Source organism: Bacillus sp. CCNWLW194, assembly GCF_037120585.1.
Taxonomy (GTDB): Bacteria; Bacillota; Bacilli; order Bacillales; family Bacillaceae_G; genus Bacillus_A; species Bacillus_A basilensis.
On record NZ_JBBBBL010000010.1, the window covers coordinates 173,190 to 196,697 of the forward strand.

At 36.0% G+C, this 23,508-nt stretch carries 22 protein-coding genes and 1 riboswitch; of the genes, 4 read left to right on the plus strand and 18 right to left on the minus strand.

Features of this window, described 5'->3' with window-relative positions:
• Positions 1-15 precede the first annotated feature (15 nt).
• From V7S50_RS22290 to V7S50_RS22305, 4 genes are read right to left on the minus strand one after another with little or no spacing between them, the layout of a single operon-like run.
• Entirely contained in the window at positions 16-1,008 is a 993-nt protein-coding gene (locus V7S50_RS22290) for an ABC transporter permease subunit (RefSeq protein ID WP_063223934.1), read from the minus strand.
• Positions 1,001-1,918 carry an ABC transporter ATP-binding protein gene (locus V7S50_RS22295; protein ID WP_063223935.1) on the minus strand — a complete coding sequence of 306 codons (918 nt, stop codon included), beginning with the start codon at positions 1,916-1,918 and terminating at the stop codon, positions 1,001-1,003. The genes V7S50_RS22290 and V7S50_RS22295 overlap by 8 nt, the downstream gene beginning before the upstream one ends.
• Positions 1,915-2,796: an SGNH/GDSL hydrolase family protein gene (locus V7S50_RS22300; RefSeq protein WP_242254129.1), complete on the minus strand. Its 882-nt coding sequence runs from the start codon at positions 2,794-2,796 to the stop codon at positions 1,915-1,917. Before V7S50_RS22300 ends, V7S50_RS22295 begins: the two co-directional genes overlap by 4 nt.
• 10 nt (positions 2,797-2,806) lie before the next feature.
• Complete coding sequence (locus tag V7S50_RS22305) at positions 2,807-3,784, minus strand: LacI family DNA-binding transcriptional regulator (protein ID WP_242254127.1); 978 nt, start codon at positions 3,782-3,784, stop codon at positions 2,807-2,809.
• Between the two features lie 97 nt (positions 3,785-3,881).
• Between V7S50_RS22305 and V7S50_RS22310 the strand changes: the two genes are divergently transcribed.
• Positions 3,882-4,508, plus strand: coding sequence for a YczE/YyaS/YitT family protein (locus V7S50_RS22310; protein ID WP_242254125.1), 627 nt, complete (start codon positions 3,882-3,884; stop codon positions 4,506-4,508).
• 24 nt (positions 4,509-4,532) lie between these two features.
• On the opposite strand, the gene V7S50_RS22315 is transcribed toward V7S50_RS22310, so the two are convergent.
• The 3 genes from V7S50_RS22315 to V7S50_RS22325 form a co-directional block, all read right to left on the minus strand.
• Positions 4,533-5,828 carry a homoserine dehydrogenase gene (locus V7S50_RS22315; protein WP_242254123.1) on the minus strand — a complete coding sequence of 432 codons (1,296 nt, stop codon included), beginning with the start codon at positions 5,826-5,828 and terminating at the stop codon, positions 4,533-4,535.
• A 141-nt stretch (positions 5,829-5,969) separates the two neighbouring features.
• A complete protein-coding gene (gene metA / locus V7S50_RS22320; RefSeq protein ID WP_242254121.1) occupies positions 5,970-6,875 on the minus strand; it encodes a homoserine O-acetyltransferase MetA in 906 nt (301 codons plus the stop codon).
• Complete coding sequence (locus tag V7S50_RS22325) at positions 6,859-8,157, minus strand: bifunctional O-acetylhomoserine aminocarboxypropyltransferase/cysteine synthase (protein WP_242254119.1); 1,299 nt, start codon at positions 8,155-8,157, stop codon at positions 6,859-6,861. Before V7S50_RS22325 ends, metA begins: the two co-directional genes overlap by 17 nt.
• A 93-nt stretch (positions 8,158-8,250) precedes the next feature.
• A riboswitch (SAM riboswitch) is annotated at positions 8,251-8,355 on the minus strand.
• Between the two features lie 324 nt (positions 8,356-8,679).
• Here V7S50_RS22325 and V7S50_RS22330 point away from each other — a divergent pair.
• Positions 8,680-9,909, plus strand: coding sequence for a chloride channel protein (locus V7S50_RS22330; RefSeq protein ID WP_242254117.1), 1,230 nt, complete (start codon positions 8,680-8,682; stop codon positions 9,907-9,909).
• 43 nt (positions 9,910-9,952) lie between these two features.
• On the opposite strand, the gene V7S50_RS22335 is transcribed toward V7S50_RS22330, so the two are convergent.
• The gene (locus V7S50_RS22335; RefSeq protein WP_242254115.1) at positions 9,953-10,648 is read right to left on the minus strand and encodes a YjjG family noncanonical pyrimidine nucleotidase; all 696 of its coding nucleotides are present in this window, start codon (positions 10,646-10,648) and stop codon (positions 9,953-9,955) included.
• Positions 10,649-10,754: 106 nt separating this feature from the next.
• Here V7S50_RS22335 and V7S50_RS22340 point away from each other — a divergent pair, with 106 nt between their 5' ends.
• Positions 10,755-11,426, plus strand: coding sequence for a transcriptional regulator YeiL (locus tag V7S50_RS22340; protein ID WP_063223944.1), 672 nt, complete (start codon positions 10,755-10,757; stop codon positions 11,424-11,426).
• A gap of 62 nt (positions 11,427-11,488) precedes the next feature.
• Here the strand turns inward: V7S50_RS22340 and V7S50_RS22345 are convergent, their stop codons facing one another.
• The 3 genes from V7S50_RS22345 to V7S50_RS22355 form a co-directional block, all read right to left on the minus strand.
• On the minus strand, positions 11,489-12,115 hold the full coding sequence (locus tag V7S50_RS22345; protein WP_242254111.1) for an FMN-dependent NADH-azoreductase: 627 nt from the start codon (positions 12,113-12,115) through the stop codon (positions 11,489-11,491).
• 191 nt (positions 12,116-12,306) lie between these two features.
• On the minus strand, positions 12,307-12,954 hold the full coding sequence (locus V7S50_RS22350) for a response regulator (protein WP_063223946.1): 648 nt from the start codon (positions 12,952-12,954) through the stop codon (positions 12,307-12,309).
• 20 nt (positions 12,955-12,974) lie between these two features.
• Positions 12,975-14,525 (minus strand): GAF domain-containing sensor histidine kinase, encoded by a 1,551-nt coding sequence (locus V7S50_RS22355; protein WP_242254109.1) that lies wholly within the window; start codon positions 14,523-14,525, stop codon positions 12,975-12,977.
• Positions 14,526-14,659: 134 nt separating this feature from the next.
• On the opposite strand from V7S50_RS22355, the gene pdxK reads away from it, so the two are divergent.
• Positions 14,660-15,484 (plus strand): pyridoxine/pyridoxal/pyridoxamine kinase, encoded by an 825-nt coding sequence (gene pdxK / locus V7S50_RS22360; RefSeq protein ID WP_000174258.1) that lies wholly within the window; start codon positions 14,660-14,662, stop codon positions 15,482-15,484.
• 78 nt (positions 15,485-15,562) lie between these two features.
• On the opposite strand, the gene V7S50_RS22365 is transcribed toward pdxK, so the two are convergent.
• The 7 genes from V7S50_RS22365 to V7S50_RS22395 form a co-directional block, all read right to left on the minus strand.
• Positions 15,563-16,618: a GGDEF domain-containing protein gene (locus V7S50_RS22365; protein WP_242254107.1), complete on the minus strand. Its 1,056-nt coding sequence runs from the start codon at positions 16,616-16,618 to the stop codon at positions 15,563-15,565.
• 146 nt (positions 16,619-16,764) lie between these two features.
• On the minus strand, positions 16,765-16,968 hold the full coding sequence (locus tag V7S50_RS22370; protein ID WP_063223950.1) for a YbdD/YjiX family protein: 204 nt from the start codon (positions 16,966-16,968) through the stop codon (positions 16,765-16,767).
• Entirely contained in the window at positions 16,961-19,036 is a 2,076-nt protein-coding gene (gene cstA / locus V7S50_RS22375; protein ID WP_242254105.1) for a carbon starvation CstA family protein, read from the minus strand. The genes V7S50_RS22370 and cstA overlap by 8 nt, the downstream gene beginning before the upstream one ends.
• Before the next feature lie 121 nt (positions 19,037-19,157).
• The gene (locus V7S50_RS22380; protein WP_242254103.1) at positions 19,158-19,874 is read right to left on the minus strand and encodes a LytR/AlgR family response regulator transcription factor; all 717 of its coding nucleotides are present in this window, start codon (positions 19,872-19,874) and stop codon (positions 19,158-19,160) included.
• 265 nt (positions 19,875-20,139) lie between these two features.
• Positions 20,140-21,339, minus strand: a complete 1,200-nt coding sequence (locus V7S50_RS22385) for an MFS transporter (RefSeq protein WP_242254101.1) — start codon at positions 21,337-21,339, stop codon at positions 20,140-20,142.
• 288 nt (positions 21,340-21,627) lie between these two features.
• Positions 21,628-22,368 carry a WecB/TagA/CpsF family glycosyltransferase gene (locus V7S50_RS22390; RefSeq protein ID WP_242254099.1) on the minus strand — a complete coding sequence of 247 codons (741 nt, stop codon included), beginning with the start codon at positions 22,366-22,368 and terminating at the stop codon, positions 21,628-21,630.
• Positions 22,369-22,383: 15 nt separating this feature from the next.
• The gene (locus V7S50_RS22395) at positions 22,384-23,484 is read right to left on the minus strand and encodes a glycosyltransferase family 4 protein (protein WP_242254098.1); all 1,101 of its coding nucleotides are present in this window, start codon (positions 23,482-23,484) and stop codon (positions 22,384-22,386) included.
• Positions 23,485-23,508 lie beyond the last annotated feature (24 nt).

Here is a 23,508-nt window from a genome sequence, read left to right on the forward strand (position 1 = left end):
TCACTTCCTATCCGATTAATTCACCATATCCTGCTTTGTAAACACTACAAACGAAATAATAAGAGAAACAACTGCCCAAACAGTTAAATTCATTAAAGAAAACCCCATCGATAAACCTTGTAATGCAGGTAGTTTTCCTGATAAATAATCTGTTAATGATAAGTTCACACTAAAAATATATTTCGCACCTTCCCAAGATGTTGCGAATGAACTTAAAATACCACCTGCGATTAATGCGGCTAGCATAACGCCCATACCAGCTGGTGTATTTCGAATTAAAACAGAAACCATAAAGGATATAGTTCCGACAACGATAGCAACAAACCAAGCTAATCCATACGCCATCAAAATGTATTGCCACTGAGGAATAAGATGTACAAAGTTCGTATTTAATGTTTCCTTATCAATGACAAATCCTGTTAACACAGGTAAATTCCATCCTGAGTATCCAAATACAAGTCCAGATAATATGTACGCAAACAGACCTACGAGAAGCAGTATGAGTGAAATGAAAAATAACATTGTCACATACTTACTAAGAAGTATTTTCCAGCGCCGAATCGGCCGCGTAAGTAACATCTTCATCGTTCCATCACTTCTTTCTCCTGAAACAATGTCAATAGCGACAATCATGACAAGAAGCGGAATAAACAATGTAATTCCTTGCTCAATAAACGCCCTTACAAAAGTTGGTGCACCTGGTGCCATCGGGTTAATATCGTGATCTAAATAATATTGTTGTTGCTCCACTCTTACCTTTAGCCAATCACGCCATTCTTCTGGCAACCTAGAGTTATTTAACCGATTCTGAGAATCAACAATTTGTTGTTGCAGTGACACTTTCCAATCAGTTGTGCCAAGTCGTTTTTGGGTCGTTTCTATTTCACGATACTGCGCATATACGAAAAGCGGGATCAAGATTGCTAAAATAAGCATGACAACAAAAATACGTTTCTTACGATAAATCTTTTCTGATTCATTCAAAACTAGATTCGCAAATTCACGCATGCTGCTCACCCCTTGTGAGTTCAATAAATAAATCTTCTAGCGTAAATACAAGCTCCTTAACACTATGTACATCTATCCCATTTTCTACAAAATATTTATTCCAACTACTTATAGATGCAATATCCATCCGGCATAGTAATCGGTCACCTTCTATACTCACTTCTCTTACTTCCTCAGCAGCTTCTAGCATATCTTTCGCCTTAGAAATTGGTGTAACAATCCATTCTACACGATCACTCGCTGTTTTAATTAACTCTTCAACCTTGGCAACTGTTATCATTTTTCCTTTATGAATAATCGCCACACGGTCACATATCATTTGTACTTCGCTTAGCAAATGACTTGAAATAAACACACTCATATTTTCTTCTTTCACAAGCTTATGTATAAATTCCCTAAGTTCTCTAATTCCAGCTGGATCTAAACCATTTGTTGGCTCATCTAATATGAGCAATTTCGGGTTTCCAAGAAGCGCTTGCGCAATACCAAGACGCTGTTTCATACCGAGTGAATATGTTTTTACCTTATCGTGAATTCTTTCATCCAAATGAACCATTTGAGCAATTTCAATAATACGTTCATCTGATATATCACCTAACATACGGGCAAATTGTTTTAAATTTTCCCATCCCGTTAAATATGTATACAGTTCTGGGTTTTCAACGATACTCCCAATTTGACGCATCGCTTCTCTGAAATTTTCCTTAATAGAATAACCACCAATAGAAATCGTACCTTCTGTTTCTTTAATCAATCCGACTAACATTCGAATGGTAGTCGTTTTTCCGGCACCATTCGGTCCTAGGAAGCCAAACACTTCTCCTTGTTTTACATCGAAGGAAATATTCTCTACAATTGTCTTCTTTCCAATTACCTTCTTCACGTCTCGTACGGAAAGTATCGTCGTCATTTTACCCCTCCTTGTTCTAGTTTTAATTTACTCGCAACATTTTGAACTAATCGGTCTGCCATATATGTATACCCTACTTCATTCGGATGGAAATGATCGGAGTATAATAAATCTTTCCCACGGTTTTGGAATAAATCAAATGTCGGTGTAATATACACATTTTTATTATTTATCGCTAACTTTTCTAAAGATGCATTCCAGTCTACAACAATGTTTGAAGACCCTTTTAAATCTTCTACATCTTCAAAAGGATTATATAAACCTAGCCAAAAAATAGGGCTATCTGTATTTAACTTACGAATTTCTTCTATAATTTTCTTCGCTTCATTTTGGAATGTTTCTGTATCAGGACGGTATGTTTCTAAATCTATCTTTCCAAGCGATTCCCAACCAGGAAATAAATCATTTCCTCCAATCGTTAAAACGATTACATCTGCTTGCTTAATTGAATATTGAGCGCCACTACTTTCAATTTGTTTTAATAAATCCGGCATTTTCGCACCACTAACCGCTAAGTTAGTTAAGGCAACCTTTTGCTTATAATCTTTTTGTAAATCTTCTTTCGTCCGTCCAATATAGCCAATTCCTTCTTTATCACCAACACCGCGTGTTAATGAATCACCTAAACTAACGATTTGTAACGTTCCTGTTTCCTTTTTCTCTTTTGCCACTACATCGGTCTTTTTAATTAAATTTGAAGCTTTCGGATTTAATACATCATTTACACCTGAAACAAAACCATATGCAAATAAACAGAAAGATGCAATTGTAATGAGTAGAATTACTTTTACTACTTTTGATCTCATATCAAAACCCCTTTTAGCTCTCATAGATTGTCCATAATTATACCAAACGCAATTTTGAAAAGCGATTTTCACACCTTATCTATTATGTTGTTTCCCTATGTACTAATTCTGGCAATAACTCTACGTGCTTTACATCTATTTTCTCATCATTAACCTTTTCATATAATAATTCAAATGCCTTCACGCCAACATTTTTACTAGAATATGAAATCGTCGTAATGCCTAAAATATCTGCCACATCTTGATCATCACAACCAATAATCGTAATATCTTCTGGAATACGAATTCCTTGTTTTTTCGCTTCCGTTACCATTCCCGCTGCAATATGGTTGCAAGATACAAGAAACGCAGTTGGTTTCACAGACATACGGATCCATTCCCTGATTACATCACGCCCATCCCCCACCGTAAAACAATCCTTAAACTTCCAGGCCTCTATCTGTGGTGCAGCAATCTGTTGAAGTGAATCCGCATATGCTTGTTTTCTTCTCTGACTATTAATACTATTGCTTCTTCCAATGCAATACCCAATACTTGTATGGCCGGCATCTATTAAGCTCTTCATCCCACGCGAAAACACTTTATAGTAATCAATGTGCACACTCGAAATGAAATTCGAGTCTATTTCTTCACACATAACAATCGGGCCAAATTTCGTATATTCTTCAAGCTGTTCCTTACTATTTGCCCGGGAACATATAATAACCCCATCAAGTTTTTTCATTTTTAACATATTCAAAATTTCTAATTCTCTTTCCTCACTATAATTCGTCTGACAAAGCATCATATTATAATTGTTTTTTGCTGTTTCCTTTGATATCCCCTCGATAATAGCGCTATAATATTGATCATTTACGTGCGGTAATAAAACGCCAATTACGTTCGTTTTTCCTTTCACTAAATGAATTGCATTCACATTTTGCATATAATTTAATTCTTCTATGATCGCTAAAATTTCTTTTCGTTTCTGTTCATTCACATATGGATGATTATTCAGTACACGTGAAACAGTTGAAATAGATACCCCAGCAAGTTCAGCAATCTTTCTTATATTCGTCATCTCATTTTCCCCTTCTCATAAAAATTCTCCCTTGACCTGGTAAGCTTTCCACAATATATCCTGTCCTAGCAAATACATTTTGAAAGGATATACAACTATGCTTCGATTCAAATTAGAATATATATTTTTCATCGGCGGCCTACTTATTCTCGCCATCGGTATTAATATGATGACGACAATTACTTCCTTTGGACTTAGCCCTTATGATTCCTTCTTTATTGCACTATATCAAAATTTCGGGATAAGTATCGGTTTTTGGCTTTTCATGATTAACTTTGCTTTTACCCTTATCGTACTCTTTTGGAATAAAAAACAAATAACAGTTGGTACAATCGTAACAATGGTTCTTATTTCTCTTTTTGTTGATTGGATTGGTTCCATTACAACTATTATGGACGCTATCCGCTCTCTTCCAAAATATATAACACTTATTTGTGGAAATCTATTCGTTGGGACTGGGATTGGTCTTTATGTCTCTACAAACCTTTGCGCAGCACCTCAAGAGGCTTTCGTTTTAACAGTTGCTGAGAAAAAAAAATGGACATTTAGAAGAACAGAAATTTCATTAGCGTTTTTATTTTTAACATTAAGCTTTTTATTAAATGGACCTATCTATTTTGGAACTATTATCTTATCTTTTACAACAGGCTGGATTATACAAGCATTTATTCAAGTTGGTACGCAGATTTTAAATAGAAAAAAACCTATTAAGCAAGCCGCTTAATAGGTTTCTTTATTAGTCGAGATACTACTTAGCATCCCCTTCAATTCGATAGTTTGCTTTCACACAATCTATTTCTTCATACCCTTGCAACGTATGTAGAATATAATCATAATCAGCAAGAGACGCACGGTGCGTTACAATTACAATTTCAGCTTTTCCTTTCTCTTCAAGCGGCATTTGAATAATCTTTTCAAAACTAACATCACGCTCAGAGAATAATGAAGTAATTTTTGCAAATACACCAATTTCATCTTTTACATGAAGTCTTAAAAATTTCTTCACAACAATTTCGTCTGGCTCTTTTAATACCTTTTTATACTGCGGGGATACCGCACTATTTCCATTTACACCCAATCTAATATTTTGCATTACAGCTACTAAATCTGAAACAACAGCTGTTGCTGTCGGTAAGCTTCCTGCACCTGGTCCATAAAACATCGTTTCTCCAACTGCTTCACCATACACATATACAGCGTTATATTCGTTTTGCACGGCCGCAAGAGGATGTGTATTTGGAAGTAGTGTCGGTTCAACTGTAACCTCTAATTTTTCACCATCTCGCTTCGCAAGACCGATTAATTTAATCGTGTATCCTAAACTCTTACTGTATTCAATATCTTCTTCTGTAATAGAAGTAATCCCTTTTACCTTCACATCTCCAAGCTCTACATTTGTAGAGAAACCAAGGGTAGCCAAAATCGTCATTTTTCTTGCTGCATCTAAACCTTCCACATCTGATGTTGGATCTGTTTCTGCAAATCCAAGTTGTTGGGCTTCTTTTAACACGTCGTTATATGCTCTCCCTTCATCTGACATTTTCGTCAAAATAAAATTTGTCGTTCCATTTACAATTCCCATTACCTTCGTAATAAGATCGGAAGAAAGTCCTTCTACGATGCTTCGTAAAATCGGAATCCCTCCGGCTACACTTGCTTCATAAAACAAATCTGCTTTATTATCTTTTGCTACCGCTAATAGTTCCGCCCCATGCAAGGCCATTAAATCCTTATTGGCAGTCACAACATGCTTCCCACTTTGTAAAGCTTGCAAAATATATTCTTTTGCATCATCAATGCCACCCATCACTTCGATGACAACGTCAATATTTGGATTATCTAAAATTTCATTTGCATCTTGTGTTAATAGAGTAGAAGGTACCTCTACTTCTCTCTCTTTTTCAATATTTTGCACTAGTACTTTCGTTACTCTCACAGGACAACCTACTTGGTGTATAAGCCGCTCTTGATGATCTGTAATGATACGAACTACACCGCTACCAACTGTCCCAAGACCTAATAAACCAACTTGAATTTCTTTCATAATACTGTCCACCCCTCAAAAATTGTGTTTAGATGAAATTATATGAGCAAAAAATATGAAAAACAATATTTTTTGAACATTCGGAAAAATAAAGGTTAATCTGTACAAAGAAAACGTTGCCACGTGTTACACAATCTTTTTTTATAATACATAAGGGGTTTCTTGATACACGTAATAATTCAGCCAATTAGAGAATAATAGATTCCCATGGCTCCTCCACCTAACAAGCGGTTTCTCATTTGGATTATTATGCTTAAAATAATTTTTTGGCACATCAATATTTAACCCTTTTTGACGATCTCGTTCGTATTCTTCTTTTAACGTATCACAACTATATTCGCTATGACCGAGTGCGAAAACTTGCCTGCCTTCTTGCCCAATAACAAGATGAACACCTGCTTCTTCAGAGTTCGCTAATAATGTTAATTGTTCCACCTCTCTAATATCACTCTCTCGTACTTCTGTATGACGAGAGTGCGGAGCAAAAAACAACTCATCAAAGCCTTGTAACAATTTCACATGTTGTTCAAGGACCTCATGTTCAAATACACCAAACATTTTTTCCTTAAGAGGATACTTTGGAACGCCATAATGATGATACAAACCAGCCTGTGCCCCCCAGCAAATATGAAGCGTAGATGTTACATTCGTTTTTGAGTACTCCATAATACGCCCAAGCTCTTCCCAATAATCTACCTCTTCAAAAGAAAGAGTCTCTACTGGCGCCCCCGTAATAATAAGCCCATCAAATTTTTCATTCTCAATATCACGGAATGTTTTATAGAAACTCGTTAAATGTTCCTGTGCTACATTACGAGACAAATGCGATTCCATATGAAGTAAATGAACATCTAATTGCAGCGGTGTATTACCAATTAAACGAAGTAATTGCGCTTCTGTTTCTTGCTTTGTAGGCATTAAATTTAATATAGCAATTTTCAATGCCCGGATATCTTGTGTTTCTGCTCGCTCCTTCGTCATTACAAAAATATTCTCCTCCTGCAACACTTTGCGAGCTGGTAAATCTTTATCAATTATGATCGGCATGTTCTTTGCCTCCGACTAGCGCTGCTTCTAAATCTGCAATAATATCAGAAACATCTTCTATACCAACCGATAAACGAATTAAATCTGATGTAACGCCAGCTAAACGCTGATCTTCAGCACTTAATTGTCTATGCGTTGTACTAGCAGGATGTATGACGCAAGTTCGTGCATCAGCTACATGCGTTACGAGAGTTGCTAGTTTTACATTTGCGATAAATTCTTTCGCTGCTTCTAATCCTCCCTTAATACCGAATGTTAAAACACCACTAGCACCTTTGTTCAAATACTTTTGTGCTAACGAGTAATTTTCATTACTATCTAATCCCGGATAATTCACCCATTCAATACGTTCATGATCAAAAAGCCACTTAGCAACTGCGAGAGCATTTTCACTATGACGCTCCATTCGTAAATGCAATGTTTCTAAGCCGATATTGCTAATATACGCATTGAATGGGCTCATACAGTTTCCGTAGTCTCTTAATAATTGAACACGTGCCTTCACAATATAAGCTGCTGCACCAAAATTTTGAACGTAACTTACGCCGTGATAACTTGGATCCGGTTCAACAAGTTCAGGATATTTCCCATTTGTCCAATCGAAGTTCCCTCCGTCAATGACAATGCCACCTAAAGAACTTGCATGACCATCAATATATTTCGTCGTAGAATGAACGATAATATTTGCTCCATGTTCAAATGCTTGGCATAAATAAGGAGTGGCTAATGTATTATCCACAATAAAAGGTACTTCCAACTCTTTGGCTGCATCTGAAAATTCTTTGAAATTTAAAACGTTCATCGCTGGATTTCCTAGCGATTCCGCATAAACGAGTTTCGTCTTATCATTAGCAAGGGCCACAATTTCATCAGCTGTTAAATTTGGATTAAAGAACGTAACATCAATACCAAGTTTACGCAAACTCACCCCAAATAAATTAAACGTCCCGCCATAAACTGTGGAAGAACAAAGCAAGTGGTCTCCGCTACTACAAATATTTAAAACAGCGAGCATAATAGCAGCCTGCCCAGAGGCCGTTGCAACAGCTCCTACACCTCCTTCTAAATCTGATAACTTCTGCTCAAATGCTGCTAAAGTAGGGTTGCCAATACGCGTATAGATATATCCTTCTGCCTCTAAATTAAATAGTGCTGCTAAATCATCCGAAGTATCATATTTATACGTTGTACTTTGATAAAGCGGTAAAACACGCGGTTCACCATTCTTTGGCGTATAGCCACCTTGCACACAAATTGTTCCTTTTCCCCATGATTCTCCCATCTCTCATTCTCCTTTCTTCTTATACAAAATAAAAAACTGCCCCTTTCCCGAAAACAAGAAAGGAGCAGTTTGAAAACACGCTCTAAAGGCTCTTTCTTATCTTTCAGGATTATTACCTGCAGGATTTGGCACAATTCCGTTATACGGCTGTTGCCAAGGTTTCATCGGGCCTGTCCCTCCACCTTTTCTTGATAAGACTATGCAATTACCGTTGATTTTATAGCAATAATTTCCTAATGTCAATTAGTTTTTCTGAATGTTCTAAATTAACAACAAAGAATTTGATACACATAACAAAAGAAATATATTCCATATTAATTCGAAAAAGACCTTTTAAAATCCCCTATTAATACATAGAATTAAATAAGTAGTTTAACTGTATACATTCCAAATTCTGACGAGACCTCAATATATTGAATAAGCCAACCTCTCAAAAAGATACTATACATATTCATTTCATTTCATTTCACAGTAGTATATTTAATTCTTTCCACATTAAAACTTACATAACGGAGGTAGAACATGACACACACAAAGGACATGCACTTTATACTCGTCCTATACGGCATTATTTTAGGCTCTATAGTAGGAGCAACAGTCTGGTTATTTTTAGTTACAATAAATATCGGCATTCACTTTATTTGGGGATACTTACCTACTATCTTATCTTCTCCCCCGTATTACACCATTTGTATAACAACTATCGGCGGTATTCTCGTTGGCTTAACCCAAAAATACTTCGGCACATATCCACGTCTTATGCCGGAAGTAATGGGTGAATATAAAAAAACAGGAAGAATTGAATACCGTTTTGTACATAAAGCTACTTTAACTGCGATTATCGTTTTAATATTTGGGGCTAGCTTAGGTCCCGAAGCAGCACTTGTTGGCATTATCGGTGGACTTTGTACATGGGTAGGGGATCGCTTTACATTCGCCTTAAAAGGAATGAATGAACTAACAGAGGTTGGAATTGGTGCTACTTTAAGTGTAATTTTTAACGCGCCATTATTCGGTTATTTAGCTCCAAATGAAAATGAGGGTGAACAAATTAATGAATTTTCTAAAGGAAAAAAAGCAATTGTATATTTAGCTACTACTTTCGCTGGTTTTTCCATTTATTTATTACTTAGTAAATTTGATAATCGTGGATCCTTTATCGTTGATTTTGGGGAAGGTTCCCTTTCTCTTAATGAATGGATTGCCTTTCTACCACTTGCTAGTATTGGTGCTATAGTTGGATTCTTTTATTTTAAATTAGAATTCACATTAGAGAAATTCATTCATCCTTTTAGGGAATACAAACTTACCCTTGGAATTATCGGTGGTATTTTATTAGGGGTTGCAGGAACTTTTCTCCCATACACATTATTCTCCGGAGAACATCAATTAAAAGATTTAGTCGTTGAATGGAGCCATTTATCCTTCTGGGTACTACTTCTTTCAGGGGTTTTAAAATTATGTATTACTGCCGTTTGTTTAAATACAGGTTGGCGTGGCGGACACATTTTCCCAATTATCTTCGCTGGATCTAGTATCGGATATGCTATAGCTTCCATTATCCCTATAGATCCAATTGCTTCGGTAGCCATTGTCACAACAGCAATTTCAAGCTATGCATTAAGAAAACCAATTGCTATAACACTACTATTACTCATGTTTTTCCCGCTCAACTTACTATTACCTATGCTTGGAGCGGCAGCGATTGGTAATGCATTTCCACTTCCTAAAAACAACGAAACTACAAGCTAATACAAATAGGCAGTAGGGACAAAAGTTCCACTGCCCATTTTCATTACACATGCTGCTTCAATATTGCATATAACTCTTCAAAATTTTGCACTTCATATGTCGGCACAATCTCGCTATTATTTGATTTCTTTTCTGGATTAAACCAACAAGTATCAATTCCCGCTACATATCCACCTTTAATATCAGCGCTTAACGAATCCCCAATAATGAGCCCTTCTTCAGGAGAAAAAATAGGAATTCGTTCAAAAACATAATCAAAATACTCTTTCATTGGCTTTTGATAACCCGTATCTTCAGAAACAAAAATATCTTTAAATAGCGAATGTAATCCTGCATTACGCAAACGTTTATCTTGCGTCTTAGAAACACCGTTTGTCACTATATATAAATCATACTCCCTCTGAATTTGATTTATAAATTCAAACGCGCCTTGTATGAGTTGATTCCCTTCTTCTAAGTAACTGCGATAATTATTTTCGAATAATATCCCATCCACTTCTTGTCCATATTCTTTAAATAAAACCGAAAATCTTGTATGTACTACTTCATCACGATTTATTTTACCTTCTTCAAAATCATCCCAAAGACCTTTATTAACTTTTTTATACTGTGCTTCAATCTCGCTAGTTAGAGGAATCCCTTTCTCCTCAAAAAGCATACGTAACGCTATCCTCTCAGCCTTTTGAAAATCTAACAATGTATCATCTACATCAAATAATAGTGTTTTATATTTTTTCATAGTCCCCTCACACTCTCTTTTCTACAAAAACAAATTCACATAAATCGTACCATTCTTTCTTGTAAAAATAATAGGAGATATCTCATACTAAACATGAGGTGAAAATATGAAAGTCAGCAAAAATAGCGAAGAAATCTCTCGTTACATACAAACTTACAACTTCCATGCTCTTTTTTCTTTCGATGTCTTACCATATGCTGAACTACATTCCTTTCAAAAGAAAGAAAGGATATGTAATGAAGGGGTTGATTTCCCTTATCTTTATTACTTAATTTCCGGTAAAGCAAAAATATATATGAGTCACAAAAACGGGAAGGTTTCCTTAATTAACTTTATTCAAGCACCTTCGTTTATTGGAGAATTAGGGTTAATTGGTGTAGAATCCGTTACGAAAACGGTGGAAGTGATTGAAGAATGTATGTGCTTGGCGCTTCCTCTTAAAGATTGTCAGCATCTTTTATTGCAAGATGCTACCTTTCTACAAAAACTATGCAAATTTATCGGTGAAAAAACAATTACCCGAACAGAAAGTTATGCCAAAAACAATAGTTATCCGTTCGAAAATCGATTAGCGGCATTTATTCTATTAACAGAACAAAATAACAGTTATACAGAAAAACATACCGAGGCTTCGGAATACTTAAATGTCAGCTACCGTCACCTTTTATATGTATTAAACCAGTTTTGCCAGCATAATTACTTAAAAAAAGACGGAAGAACTTATTACATACAAGATCGAGTTCAATTGGAAAAATTGGCTGACGAACTTAAAATATAAAAAAGTAGCATTAACATATAGGCGTTAATGCTACTTTTTTCGAGTGACGATTCTATTTTCAATTAAAATTTGCTTGCTACTTTAGCTGCTTCTTCAAGGCCCGCTGTAATGATCTCTTCTGCCTTATCTGGGAATTGGTTATGTCCTTCAATAACTATTGTTTCCATATTTGTTGCACCGAAGAAGCCCATCATGCTTGCTACATATTTAACAGCCATTTCTACTTCAGCTGCTGGACCTTCAGAATATACACCGCCGCGCGCGTTTAACAATGCAATCTTCTTATCTCCAATTAAACCAACTGGACCTTCTGGCGTATATTTAAACGTTTTACCAGCTCGGTTTAAATAATCAATATATGTGTGTAGTACTGCTGGAATCGTTAAGTTCCATAACGGGAAACCGAAAACAACTTTATCAGCTTCTAGGAATTGATTTAAGTACTTATCAGCAACTGCTACTGCTTTTGCTTCTTCTTCTGTTAAATCAAGTCCTTTACCTGCTTTGAATGTACCATTAATCATGTCTACGCCTAGGTATGGTAATTCTTCTTTATATAAATCAAGTTCTACTACTGTATCATTTGGATGTGCTTCTTTGTAATTTGCTAAAAATGCCTCATATAATTTCACACTAACTGCTTGTTCCGCTGGACGGTTGTTTGCTTTTACGAATAAAACTGTTGTCATTATGTTTTCCTCCTAATACTAGCTCTTCTGTTTTTATATGCTTTCAAAAAAGGTATCCCTTGTAATTGTTGTTTGTTGCTTACAAAACATATCTTATCTTTATATCAAGATAATTTCGTCCTCACATAGACGTATTTTTCCATAAAAAAAGTCCACCTTCCAAAGGCGAACTAGGTCTTACGACTTTTGTCTTATACAATTCCATTTTTCACTGCATATAACGCCGCTTGCGTGCGATCGGATAAATGTAATTTACTCAAAATACTACTTACATGAGCTTTTACCGTTTTTTCTGTAATAACTAAAACCGAAGCGATTTCTTTATTACTCATCCCTTTTGCTAATAGCTGCAACACTTCATTTTCTCTTGCTGTTAGCACATCCACTTGAATAGAAGGTTCTTCTTCCTTTTCTTCCACAGGTAATGTTTGAGAGAGAAGAGCGGTTGCTATATCTGGATGTAATTGAATATTACCTTTATAGGCGCTTCGAATAGCTTCAACAAGTTGGTCTGGTTCTACATCTTTTAAAATATAGCCGCTTGCTCCCGCCCTTAATGCTGGTAAAACATGTGCCTGATCAGAAAAGCTAGTTAATACTATTACTTTCACATCCGGATATTCTTGTTTGATACACGCCGTTGCCTCAACACCATCCATTTCGGGCATATATAAATCCATTAGTACAACATCAGGATTTGTCTCCCCTACTTTCACTAATGCTTCTTTCCCATTATTCGCTTCTCCAACTAACGCTAAATCTTCTTGCGTACTTAAGAAAAATGCTAATCCTTTTAAAACGACTGTATGATCATCAACTAACAATACTTTTATTTTCACAAACTTCCCTCATTTTCACATCATAATGGTACGTTTACTTTTATACTGGTTCTTTTCTTATCACTTACAATTTTAATTGTTCCACCAATTAATTCTACTCTTTCGCGCATCGTAGTCATGCCGAGTGATTTCTTCTCTTTTATATCCTTTTCTACAAAGCCTTTTCCTTGATCGACTATTTCTAATGATACATTCTTCTCCGTCACTTTGAAATAAATCGTTGCTTCTCTGACATTCGCATGTTTACTTACGTTATTTAAAGCTTCTTGTCCAATTCTCCATAGCGCTTCCTCTACTACACGCGGCAAATCACGAACACCTGTAACTTGTTCACGAATTTTCAATCCCAAGTTTTCACCGTACTGCTTTAAAGCTGGTAATAAGCCTTTTTCTAAACCTGCCGGACGAAGCTGCCAAATTAATGTTCTCATTTCCTTTAAAGCTCCTTGCGCTAGTTCACGCATCTCATGCAAAGATTGATCAACCTTTTCATTTTGACCTTTTAAAACAGCTTCAGCCCCTTTTGTCATAAAGGTTAATGAAAATAATTTTTGCGAAACAGAATCATGTAAATCCCTCGCTAATCGGTTTCTTTCTTCCATTCGTACGAGTTCACGGCGCTGTTCGTTTAATCTTAAATTCTCTATTATTAATGAAACGTGATTCGATAATGCTTGAATTACATCTATTGTATTAACATCAAATTCCCCATTATTTAAACTAACACATAAAACACCAAATATATGATTTTGGATATGTATTGGTGTAGCAATAACAGCTCCATTTAGATGTTTTAATAGAGCTAGCTCGCCTTGTTCTAACGCCTTCTTTGCTGCTTCTTTTACATCCTCTTGTAACTCTTCCTGACCATAAGAAGCTCGCAAAGATAACTCTATTTCTTCCCTAATAAAAAACGCCACTTGATTCCACTGAAATACTTCACCTACGTGATTTACCACTTTTTCAGGTAATATATTAAACTTATGAATCGTTTTTAAAGCTTGAATAAACCGCTCCAATTTCACATAATAATGTGCTCTTCGCTTTTCATTTTCATATAATTTTGTTCGCTTTAAGGCCGTCCCTATTTGGAAAGCAACTGATTGAAGCAATACTAATTCTTCTTCCGAAAAATGTGTTTTACCTGGACTAGCTACATTTAAAACACCAAATTTCTCTCCTCCAGCCTTTAAAGGAACCGTAGCATGATGAAGGATTCCTTCTGTATCTCCCCAATTATATTCAATTGCATTATTAATTCTTTTACATTCAATAATATTAACCGCTCGCTCTAATTTCCCATCCACAAAGCCACGTAAACACCAACACTCACCTTCACACATCGGGCGTTTATTTTCATATGTAAGTGCCTCTGGTAACTGGTAATCGATTAACCTCGTATATTTCCCATTTTCATCCGCAAGAAAAATCCAGCCCGTCGTTAGACCTGTTACACTGAGCAATTTTTCTAGCACCGCTTGCAGTACATGGTACATATCATTTGATGTATTTAATGTTTCTGCAATTTCTTTTAATATAACTAATTCATTTGTACGATTCTCTTGAAACATAATTCGTCTCCTACATACAAGATTTTAAATAGCTCCTCAAATAAATCATCTACTTTTCACTTTGTACTTATTCATAACATTGATATAATGGTGAAAACATAGTTTTCATTATATCACCTGAGGGGGCTTTCATAATGACATTAAATAAAGCACTTACTATCGCTGGTTCTGACACAAGTGGCGGTGCTGGTATACAAGCAGATTTAAAAACATTCCAAGAACTTGGTGTATACGGAATGACATCTCTTACGACAATCGTAACGATGGATCCACATAACGGTTGGGCACATAACGTATTCCCAATCCCAGCTTCTACATTAAAACCACAGTTAGAAACGACAATTGAAGGTGTTGGAGTAGATGCTTTAAAAACAGGTATGCTTGGATCAGTAGAAATTATTGAAATGGTTGCAGAAACAATCGAAAAACATAATTTCAAAAATGTAGTAGTTGACCCTGTTATGGTATGTAAAGGTGCTGATGAAGCATTACATCCTGAAACGAATGATTGCTTACGTGATGTTCTTGTTCCAAAGGCATTAGTTGTAACACCAAACTTATTTGAAGCTTACCAATTAAGTGGTGTGAAAATTAATTCTCTTGAAGACATGAAAGAAGCAGCGAAAAAAATCCACGCTTTAGGTGCGAAATATGTCCTAATTAAAGGCGGTAGCAAGCTTGGTACGGAAACTGCCATCGACGTCCTATATGATGGAGAAACATTTGATCTTTTAGAATCAGAAAAAATTGATACAACAAATACACACGGCGCAGGTTGCACATATTCTGCTGCAATTACAGCAGAGCTTGCAAAAGGAAAATCTGTGAAAGAGGCGGTAAAAACTGCTAAAGAATTTATCACAGCTGCTATTCGTTATTCATTCAAGATCAACGAATACGTAGGCCCAACACATCATGGTGCATATCGTAAATTCGTTGTATCAAAAGAACTTGTCTAACTAAATGAAAACACCCACAGAGTTCAGATATTCCCTCTCTGTGGGTGTTTTTTATAAGCTCTTCCGGTCATCTTACCTTTAAGATGCAGAACTGACCTGATTTCTACCATTTCTTTTGGAGTAATATAACGCGTCATCAGCAGCTTGAATAAATTGCTCTGGTGACTGTTCATATACTGAAATTCCTACTGAAACTGTAATTTTTATTTTTGTTCCATTTAACAATTGGAATGAATGTTTCTCAACAGCTGTGCGAACTTGTTCCCCCATACGCATTCCGTAAGTTAATCCCTTCCTCGGTATCAGAAGCGCGAACTCCTCTCCACCCTTTCGGAAGGCCAAATCTGGAAACGTTGAAACTTCTCGTAAAATACGCCCTATTTGTTTTAATACTTCATCTCCTGCAGGATGCCCATACGTATCATTTACATACTTAAAATGATCAATATCTATAAGTAGTAAACAAATTGAATCATTTTCCATGCGCTTATTACTAATATGACGATTCATCTCTAAGTCAAACTGTCTTACGTTTCCTAAACCTGTTAATGCGTCTATCGTTGCATATTGCTTCATCGTTTGAAATAACTCATTGGATTGTAAAACATAATTTGCACTTATAAACGTGATATATGCTGCTATACTACTACAAACTAAATATAATGCTACTATAGATCTATCCTTAAATAAAATAGAAAGTGGCACCGCTAAAATAGATAAACTATATACATTAAACCAGATCCACCTTGTAAATATAGAAGCTTTCATCCGCCAAATAAAAATAATTCCAACGCCTATCAATACAATAGTATAACAAGCCAATTCAGAGGCTAAAGAGTAATCAGTGAAAAACAATCGAGTAATTAAAATAATAGTAACTGTTATACTACTAGCTATTGGACCTCCAATTGTAATTGCCAAAATAACAGCTAAATAGCGTAGATCTAACATAATATCCTCAATATGTACACCAAAATGCATCAACAGTACACTTAATATTCCGGTAAGAATACCTACTACACATTTCTTCCAAAAAGAGAACTCTTCTTTTAACGGCCTGTCCCTTAAAAGCTGACCTCCAATAAAAATAAAGGAAAGAATAATTGTTGTGTTTACAAATAAATCCCTTAACATAAAATAATCTCCCTACTTTTCTATCTATCCCTTTCCTTATTTTATTGTATACGAAGTTCCTATAATTCCCAAAGATTTTTATTTATTTTTTGCTGTTTCACGTGGAACAGCAAAAAATAAAAAAGGACGAAAATTCGTCCTTTTCACTAACAACAGCGCGAGATTTTTCCACCCTTTGCATTAAATCTAGCTTCTTGTGCTTCTGCAAAAAACTGTTTTTGACATACAACTTCTTCTTCTGGATGATGCTTTTTCATATGCTCTACATATGTTTCATAGCTTGGTACTCCAACAAGTAAACTAATAAAGTGTTTCCTTTGTCCCCATACTTTCCATAGTCTTTTAAGCATAGTTCCTCGACTCACTTTCATCTCTAGGGATATATGGTGCCTCTTTTAGCGGCATCGGCTTATTTCTTAATACTTGAATCCAAATTCGAATTGCAGAAATTAATACAGCGATTACAACTATCATAAAAATCCCGCAAAGTGCCGCATCAATATAATCATTGAAAATAATTTGCTTCATTTGAGCGACATTTTTAGCTGGCGCTAACACTTTCCCCTCATCTAATGCTCCTTGAAACACCTTTGCATGGGATAGAAATCCTATTTTAGGGTTTTCATGAAATAGCTTTTGATAACCCGCCGTCATCGTTACAATAAGCAATCCGACAGTTGGAATAAGCGTCACCCAAACATATGCCTTTTTCCCCATTTTGAACAAAATTGTCGTTCCAAGTAATAATGCAATACCTGCTAACATTTGGTTTGCAATACCGAAAAGTGGCCATAATGTATTAATTCCACCAAGCGGATCAACTACCCCTTGATATAAGAAATAGCCCCATCCTAATACACATAACGTTGTAGCTATTACATTCGCTAATGTAGAATCCGTTTTCCCAAATGGCTTATATACATGCCCTAAAATATCTTGAATCATAAATCGGCCTACACGCGTTCCAGCATCAATCGTTGTTAAAATGAATAGCGCTTCAAAGAGAATCGCAAAATGATACCAAAATGCCATCATGGCCGTTCCACCTATTACTTGTGAGAAAATATATGCCATACCTATCGCTAACGTTGGCGCACCACCTGTACGTGATAAAATCGTTTGCTCTCCAACGTTTACAGCGAGATCTTTTAGTTCATTTGGTGTAATAGCAAATCCCCATGAGGAAATAACTTGAGCTGCCTGTGAGACATCTGTACCGATAAGTGCTGCGGGACTATTAATTGCAAAATAAGTTCCCGGTGTTAATACACAAGCTGCAATCATCGCCATCGCCGCTACAAATGACTCCATTAACATCGCTCCATAACCGATTGGCTGTGCGTGTCCCTCTTGCTCAATCATCTTCGGCGTCGTACCTGATGAAACGAGAGCATGGAATCCAGACACTGCACCACAAGCAATAGTAATAAATAAGAACGGGAATAAGTTTCCAGAGAACACAGGACCAGTTCCATCAATAAATTTCGAAACTGCTGGCATTTGTAGCTCTGGTGCTACAATTAAAATACCGATTGCTAATCCTACAATTGTTCCGACTTTTAAAAATGTGCTTAAATAATCACGTGGTGCTAAAAGCATCCAAACTGGTAATGCCGATGCGATAAACCCATATACAATAAGCATAATAGCAATTGTTTCGCCGCTAAATGTAAATATGCTTGCAAGTGCTGGATTTTCCGCTACATACTGCCCTCCAATAAGAGACAGTATAAGTAGGATAATTCCGATTGCTGACCCTTCACCAACCCGTCCAGGCCTAATGTAGCGCATATACGCTCCCATTAAAATAGCGATAGGAATCGTTGCTGCTATTGTAAACATTCCCCAAGGACTTCCGACAAGCGCCTTTACTACTACTAATGCTAATACCGCTAATAAAATAATCATAATGCCTAAAATACCGATCATTGCAATAAGTCCTGTAACAGGACCAATCTCATCTTTAATCATTTCTCCTAAAGATTTACCATTACGTCTCATCGAAGCAAATAAAATTACAAAATCTTGAACAGCTCCAGCGACAACTACCCCAACAATAATCCATATTGTCCCTGGTAAATATCCCATTTGTGCCGCCAAAATTGGTCCTACTAAAGGCCCCGCCCCAGCAATTGCTGCAAAATGATGCCCAAATAATACCCACTTATTTGTCGGAACATAATCTTTTCCATCATTTAATGTATGGGCTGGCGTTTGCCGATTATTATCTAAACCGAATACCTTTCTCGCTATAAATCTACTATAAAAGCGATAAGCAACTGCATACACACATACCGCAGCTACTAAGAGCCATACGGCATTAATAGTTTCACCTTGTGATAAAGCTATTACACCAAAAGCACCTGCTCCTACTGCTGCAATAACTCCCCAAAGTAAAATCGACTTCAATGTTCTCACATACAATCCCTCCAATACTATTTCTTAGTGGGATTGTACTAAATTTTCTGAATATTTAACTTGAATCCTCCCTATCATGAAGGATTTTTAGTTTATCATGTTAAAAAGTTCGCATTATCTGCTATAATTCAATTTTATTTCGAAGTCGTTTCACATAATTACGACTAACTGGAATCGGTTGCTCATCATATTTATCTAAATACAGATTATATGTGCCATTATAATAAGGTTTTAGTTCTTGTACATATGACATATTAATTAAATAACTTTTATGCACGCGTAAAAAATCATATACATTTAGCTTATTTTCCAGCTCCTGAAGTGTATATGTTGAAATATACTGATTATTTGTTGTATAAATTGAAACTGTTTTGTTTTCCTTATTTTTGCTTACATATACAATATCATCAGGGAAAACATACCTAATCCCCTCTTGACCTTCTATCGGTAGTTTTCGCAAATAACTCTTTGCTTTCTCGCCTTGCTCTTTACCCATTCTATATAAAAGGAATTGCAAATCTTCTTCGCGAAATGGGCGTAGTAAATAATAAACTGCTTGAAAACGAAATGCTGTAATGGACTCTTCTATATCTTCACCCATAAAAATAAATTTCGTATAACAATTTACTTCCCGTAATAAACTTGCATATTCAAAACCCGTTCCATCTAGTAATTTGGAATTTAAAAAAACAAAATCTGGTGTATGCTTCTTCATCATAAATAATGATTCTGTTCCTGTATTTGCTTCAAAACATTCTACATTCCTTATATTTTCAGTAAATTTTTCAACTAAACTTCTTCGCTCTTCTGCTTCTTCCATGATTAGTAAAATTTTCATTTCTTCAACCACCTAATTCTTTTGTCCGTATGTCCTGTTGTATACATTCGCTTTTATAAGGAACATTCCCTTTTTCTTACTATACCATCATTTATCTAAAAAAACAGAAAAAAGGGAACCACCACGGTTCCCCCTGCCCTTTTATTCCGTTATTTGTAGGCAGTACAAATAACGGAATGCGAAAACATGAGCCCTTAGTTTTACTGCTCTAAAACACAATTGGTACGGGCCAATAATCAGATCAATCACTGATTAAAGTTTTACCTTATACCAATTCTCGTTGCTTCGTTTCTTGCCCAAGTACAATTACAGCAACTACACCAATTAAAATTGATCCACAGAAAATCGTAAATATTAGTGATAATGAAGTCTGTGAAGCAACTAAGTATCCTACTAATAAAGGCCCAAGAATACCACCAATACGACCGAATGCTGCTGCCATCCCTGCACCTGTACCACGAATAACCGTTGGATACTGTTCAGGTGTATAAGCATATAATGCACCCCAAGCACCTAAATTAAAGAAGGATAGTAACATGCCTGCTACGATTAGTACCGTTAATGACTCTGCCACTCCAAACAAGTAAGCACTGCACGCTGTACCGATCAAATACGTAACTAAAACAAACTTACGACCAAGACGTTCAATAAACCAAGCAGCAGTGAAATACCCTGGCAATTGAGCTAACGTCATAATAAGTACATATTGGAAACTTTTTATTAAACTAAATCCTTTTAATACCATTACACTAGGTAACCAAAGGAACATTCCATAATAGGAAAAGACAACAGAAAACCATAGAATCCATAACATAATTGTTGCCCTACGATATTCCCCAGACCAAACTGACTTTATATTTTCGATAACAGATGGTCTTTTTTCAACCTTTTGGAATTTCGGAGAATCTGGCAAATTCCATCTTAAATATAAAGCATATAGTGCCGGAACCGCACTCAATACCATCGCCACTTCCCAACCATATTTCGGGATAACAAAATACGAGATAAGAGCTGCAATTAGCCATCCACCTGCCCAAAAACTTTCTAATAGCACAACTATTTTGCCACGTTCATGTGCTTCAACACTCTCTGATACTAATGTAGAAGCAACTGGAAGTTCTCCACCAAGCCCCATACCAATTAAAAATCGTAAAACAAGGAACATCGCAAGTGTCGTCGTTAAAGCAGTTAAACCACTACCGATAGAAAATAGTAATAATGTAATAATAAAGACTGATTTCCGCCCTATTTTATCTGATAGTATTCCAAAAACGAGCGCCCCGACTGCCATACCAATTGAATTAATGCTGCCTATCCAGCCCATTTCTTGCGTACTTAATCCCCAATCTTTTTGCAACGCTACCATTACAAATGAAAGCATCCCAACATCCATTGCATCAAATAACCATCCAAGCCCCGCTATACCAAGTAGCTTTCGCTTCGAAATTTCTTTCACCTTGCCCACAAGAAGTCCTCCTTACACAGCTGTCTTTACACATCATTTTACATGTGTGAATTGTATAAGTAAAATACTTTGTAAAAAATTCTCCTTCATCATTCCCAAAAAGCAAAATACATATCCCACTATTTGAGGGCCGTAAGAACCCTACCTCAAAATTCAGCTGGAGCAAAGAAGTTAGACTGAAAATATACTGTCATGAAACGCCCGATTATTGAGGGGCAACAATCAGTATTAGATTAACAAAACTTCAATTTATCAAAAATAGCCAAATAAAAAAGTAGCGATATTCCGCTACTTTTTCGAACGCATGATTTCTTTTAAAAATTCCGCTAATACTAACTGACGGCGCCAGCGCGTTGGATTACTACACAATCTATAAAACCACTCTAAATGGATCGCTTGAATCCATTTTGGTGCACGTTTTACCTCTCCAGCCCATACGTCTAAACTTCCACCTACTCCAACAGCCATTTTCGTTTCTAAACGATACTTATTAGTTTGGATAAAGTTCTCTTGTCTTGGGAAACCAAGCGCGACAAGTAATAGATCTGGTTTTGCTTCTTGAATACGAGAAACGATATTCTCTTCTTCTTCTTGTTTAAAATACCCATCTTGTATACCTACAATAGATACAGCTGAATATGTCTTCGTTAAATGATCTGCTGCAGCTTGTACAACATGCGGTTTTGCACCAAGTAAGAAAACAGATACCGGTTTATTCTCTTCTGATAGCTTCGCAAATAAATTACACATTAAATCAAAACCTGCTACACGTTCCTTTAAAGGTGTACCTAGCATACCACTTGCTTTTACAACTCCAATACCATCAGGTGTAATTAAATCTGTATTTAATAATGTTTTATGGAATGTTTCATCCTTTTTTGCACACATAACAATTTCAGGGTTCGCTGTTACTACCTGAAAAGTATGTGTTCGCTCCAATTCTAGTTGTCCCTTCAAATATTGGATTGTTTCATCCATTGTCATTGTAGAAAAAGGAACACCTAGAATATCAACCGTTTTTACTTCCATGATTAACTATCCTCTCTATTTCAGTAAAAGTTTTTTATATGCATTATAAGTATCTTCATACAAATTCTTTAGCGAGAAATGAGTAGATGCGTGATTATATAAACGATTTCCCATCGCTTCTAATTCACCATTCAACCATTTTTCGTAAGCATTTTCTAATGCGTTTGCTAATGAATCCGCATCACCAATCGGTACAATCCATCCATACGTATCATCAACTATTAACTTTCTCATATCGCCTACATTTGTTGCAATAGACGTTAAGCGTTGATTAGCCGCTTCTAATAAAACAAGAGGGAAACTTTCGCTATAAGAGGTTAACAAATTAATGTGTGCAGATGCATATAATTCTTTTGAATCTGTACGAAAACCTAGAAACATTACTTTATCCTCTAGACCCTTTTGTTTCACCATCTCTTTTAATTCTACTTCTATAGGACCATCACCAAGCAAGAGTACCTTTATATTGGGAATTTTAATTTTTTGTAATGCTTCAAATAAAATATCATGACCTTTAACAGGATGAAGACGCGCTACTTGAATAGCTGTAAATACTCCTTCACCGATGCCAAATTCACTCTTATCATAAGGTTTTACCGGATTACTATCATACTCAATTCCATTATAAACTGTACAAATCTTTTCTTCTGGTACACCTAGTTTTATTATGTTTCTCTTAAAGTTCTCCGTAATTGCAAAGAACAAATCTACCTTCCTGAAAGAACGTAAATTTAACTTCGTAAATACCCATCCTTTTAATCCCCTCTTCATAAAATCCAAAGTTGGATCACTGTGGACAGTCATTATCCATTTCGCTTTTATACCTTTTTTCAAGAGGGAGAGATAGAAATTTGCTCGTGCGCCATGTGTATGCACAATGTCAAATTGATTTTCATTAATAAATGCTTTTATTTTTGAAAGAATTGATAGGTCGTACCGAGATGATTGGGTAAAAACATGCACTTGAATGCCAAGGTTTCTCGCCTCTCTAGCAATTGCACCTTCTTCAAATACCATTAATTCCACTTCTTCCTTTGAAAATTGAGATAAAAGTGAAATAATATGTGTTTTTCCCCCACCTTCTTCTGCACCAGCATTCATATGCAACACTTTCATTTCTTACATCCCCCATTTTTTTCT

What these genes read in the sequence shown, in the direction of transcription:
- V7S50_RS22345 (WP_242254111.1), bottom strand. Translation starts at nt 12,115, where the DNA reads ATGACAACAGTTTTATTCGTAAAAGCAAACAACCGTCCAGCGGAACAA.
- V7S50_RS22325 (WP_242254119.1), bottom strand. Translation starts at nt 8,157, where the DNA reads ATGGGAGAATCATGGGGAAAAGGAACAATTTGTGTGCAAGGTGGCTAT.
- V7S50_RS22390 (WP_242254099.1), bottom strand. Translation starts at nt 22,368, where the DNA reads ATGGAAGTAAAAACGGTTGATATTCTAGGTGTTCCTTTTTCTACAATG.
- V7S50_RS22295 (WP_063223935.1), bottom strand. Translation starts at nt 1,918, where the DNA reads ATGACGACGATACTTTCCGTACGAGACGTGAAGAAGGTAATTGGAAAG.
- V7S50_RS22310 (WP_242254125.1), top strand. Translation starts at nt 3,882, where the DNA reads ATGCTTCGATTCAAATTAGAATATATATTTTTCATCGGCGGCCTACTT.
- V7S50_RS22315 (WP_242254123.1), bottom strand. Translation starts at nt 5,828, where the DNA reads ATGAAAGAAATTCAAGTTGGTTTATTAGGTCTTGGGACAGTTGGTAGC.
- V7S50_RS22395 (WP_242254098.1), bottom strand. Translation starts at nt 23,484, where the DNA reads ATGAAAGTGTTGCATATGAATGCTGGTGCAGAAGAAGGTGGGGGAAAA.
- V7S50_RS22340 (WP_063223944.1), top strand. Translation starts at nt 10,755, where the DNA reads ATGAAAGTCAGCAAAAATAGCGAAGAAATCTCTCGTTACATACAAACT.
- V7S50_RS22370 (WP_063223950.1), bottom strand. Translation starts at nt 16,968, where the DNA reads ATGCTTAAAAGACTATGGAAAGTATGGGGACAAAGGAAACACTTTATT.
- V7S50_RS22305 (WP_242254127.1), bottom strand. Translation starts at nt 3,784, where the DNA reads ATGACGAATATAAGAAAGATTGCTGAACTTGCTGGGGTATCTATTTCA.
- V7S50_RS22330 (WP_242254117.1), top strand. Translation starts at nt 8,680, where the DNA reads ATGACACACACAAAGGACATGCACTTTATACTCGTCCTATACGGCATT.
- pdxK (WP_000174258.1), top strand. Translation starts at nt 14,660, where the DNA reads ATGACATTAAATAAAGCACTTACTATCGCTGGTTCTGACACAAGTGGC.
- V7S50_RS22355 (WP_242254109.1), bottom strand. Translation starts at nt 14,525, where the DNA reads ATGTTTCAAGAGAATCGTACAAATGAATTAGTTATATTAAAAGAAATT.
- V7S50_RS22290 (WP_063223934.1), bottom strand. Translation starts at nt 1,008, where the DNA reads ATGCGTGAATTTGCGAATCTAGTTTTGAATGAATCAGAAAAGATTTAT.
- metA (WP_242254121.1), bottom strand. Translation starts at nt 6,875, where the DNA reads ATGCCGATCATAATTGATAAAGATTTACCAGCTCGCAAAGTGTTGCAG.
- V7S50_RS22365 (WP_242254107.1), bottom strand. Translation starts at nt 16,618, where the DNA reads ATGTTAAGGGATTTATTTGTAAACACAACAATTATTCTTTCCTTTATT.
- V7S50_RS22335 (WP_242254115.1), bottom strand. Translation starts at nt 10,648, where the DNA reads ATGAAAAAATATAAAACACTATTATTTGATGTAGATGATACATTGTTA.
- V7S50_RS22380 (WP_242254103.1), bottom strand. Translation starts at nt 19,874, where the DNA reads ATGAAAATTTTACTAATCATGGAAGAAGCAGAAGAGCGAAGAAGTTTA.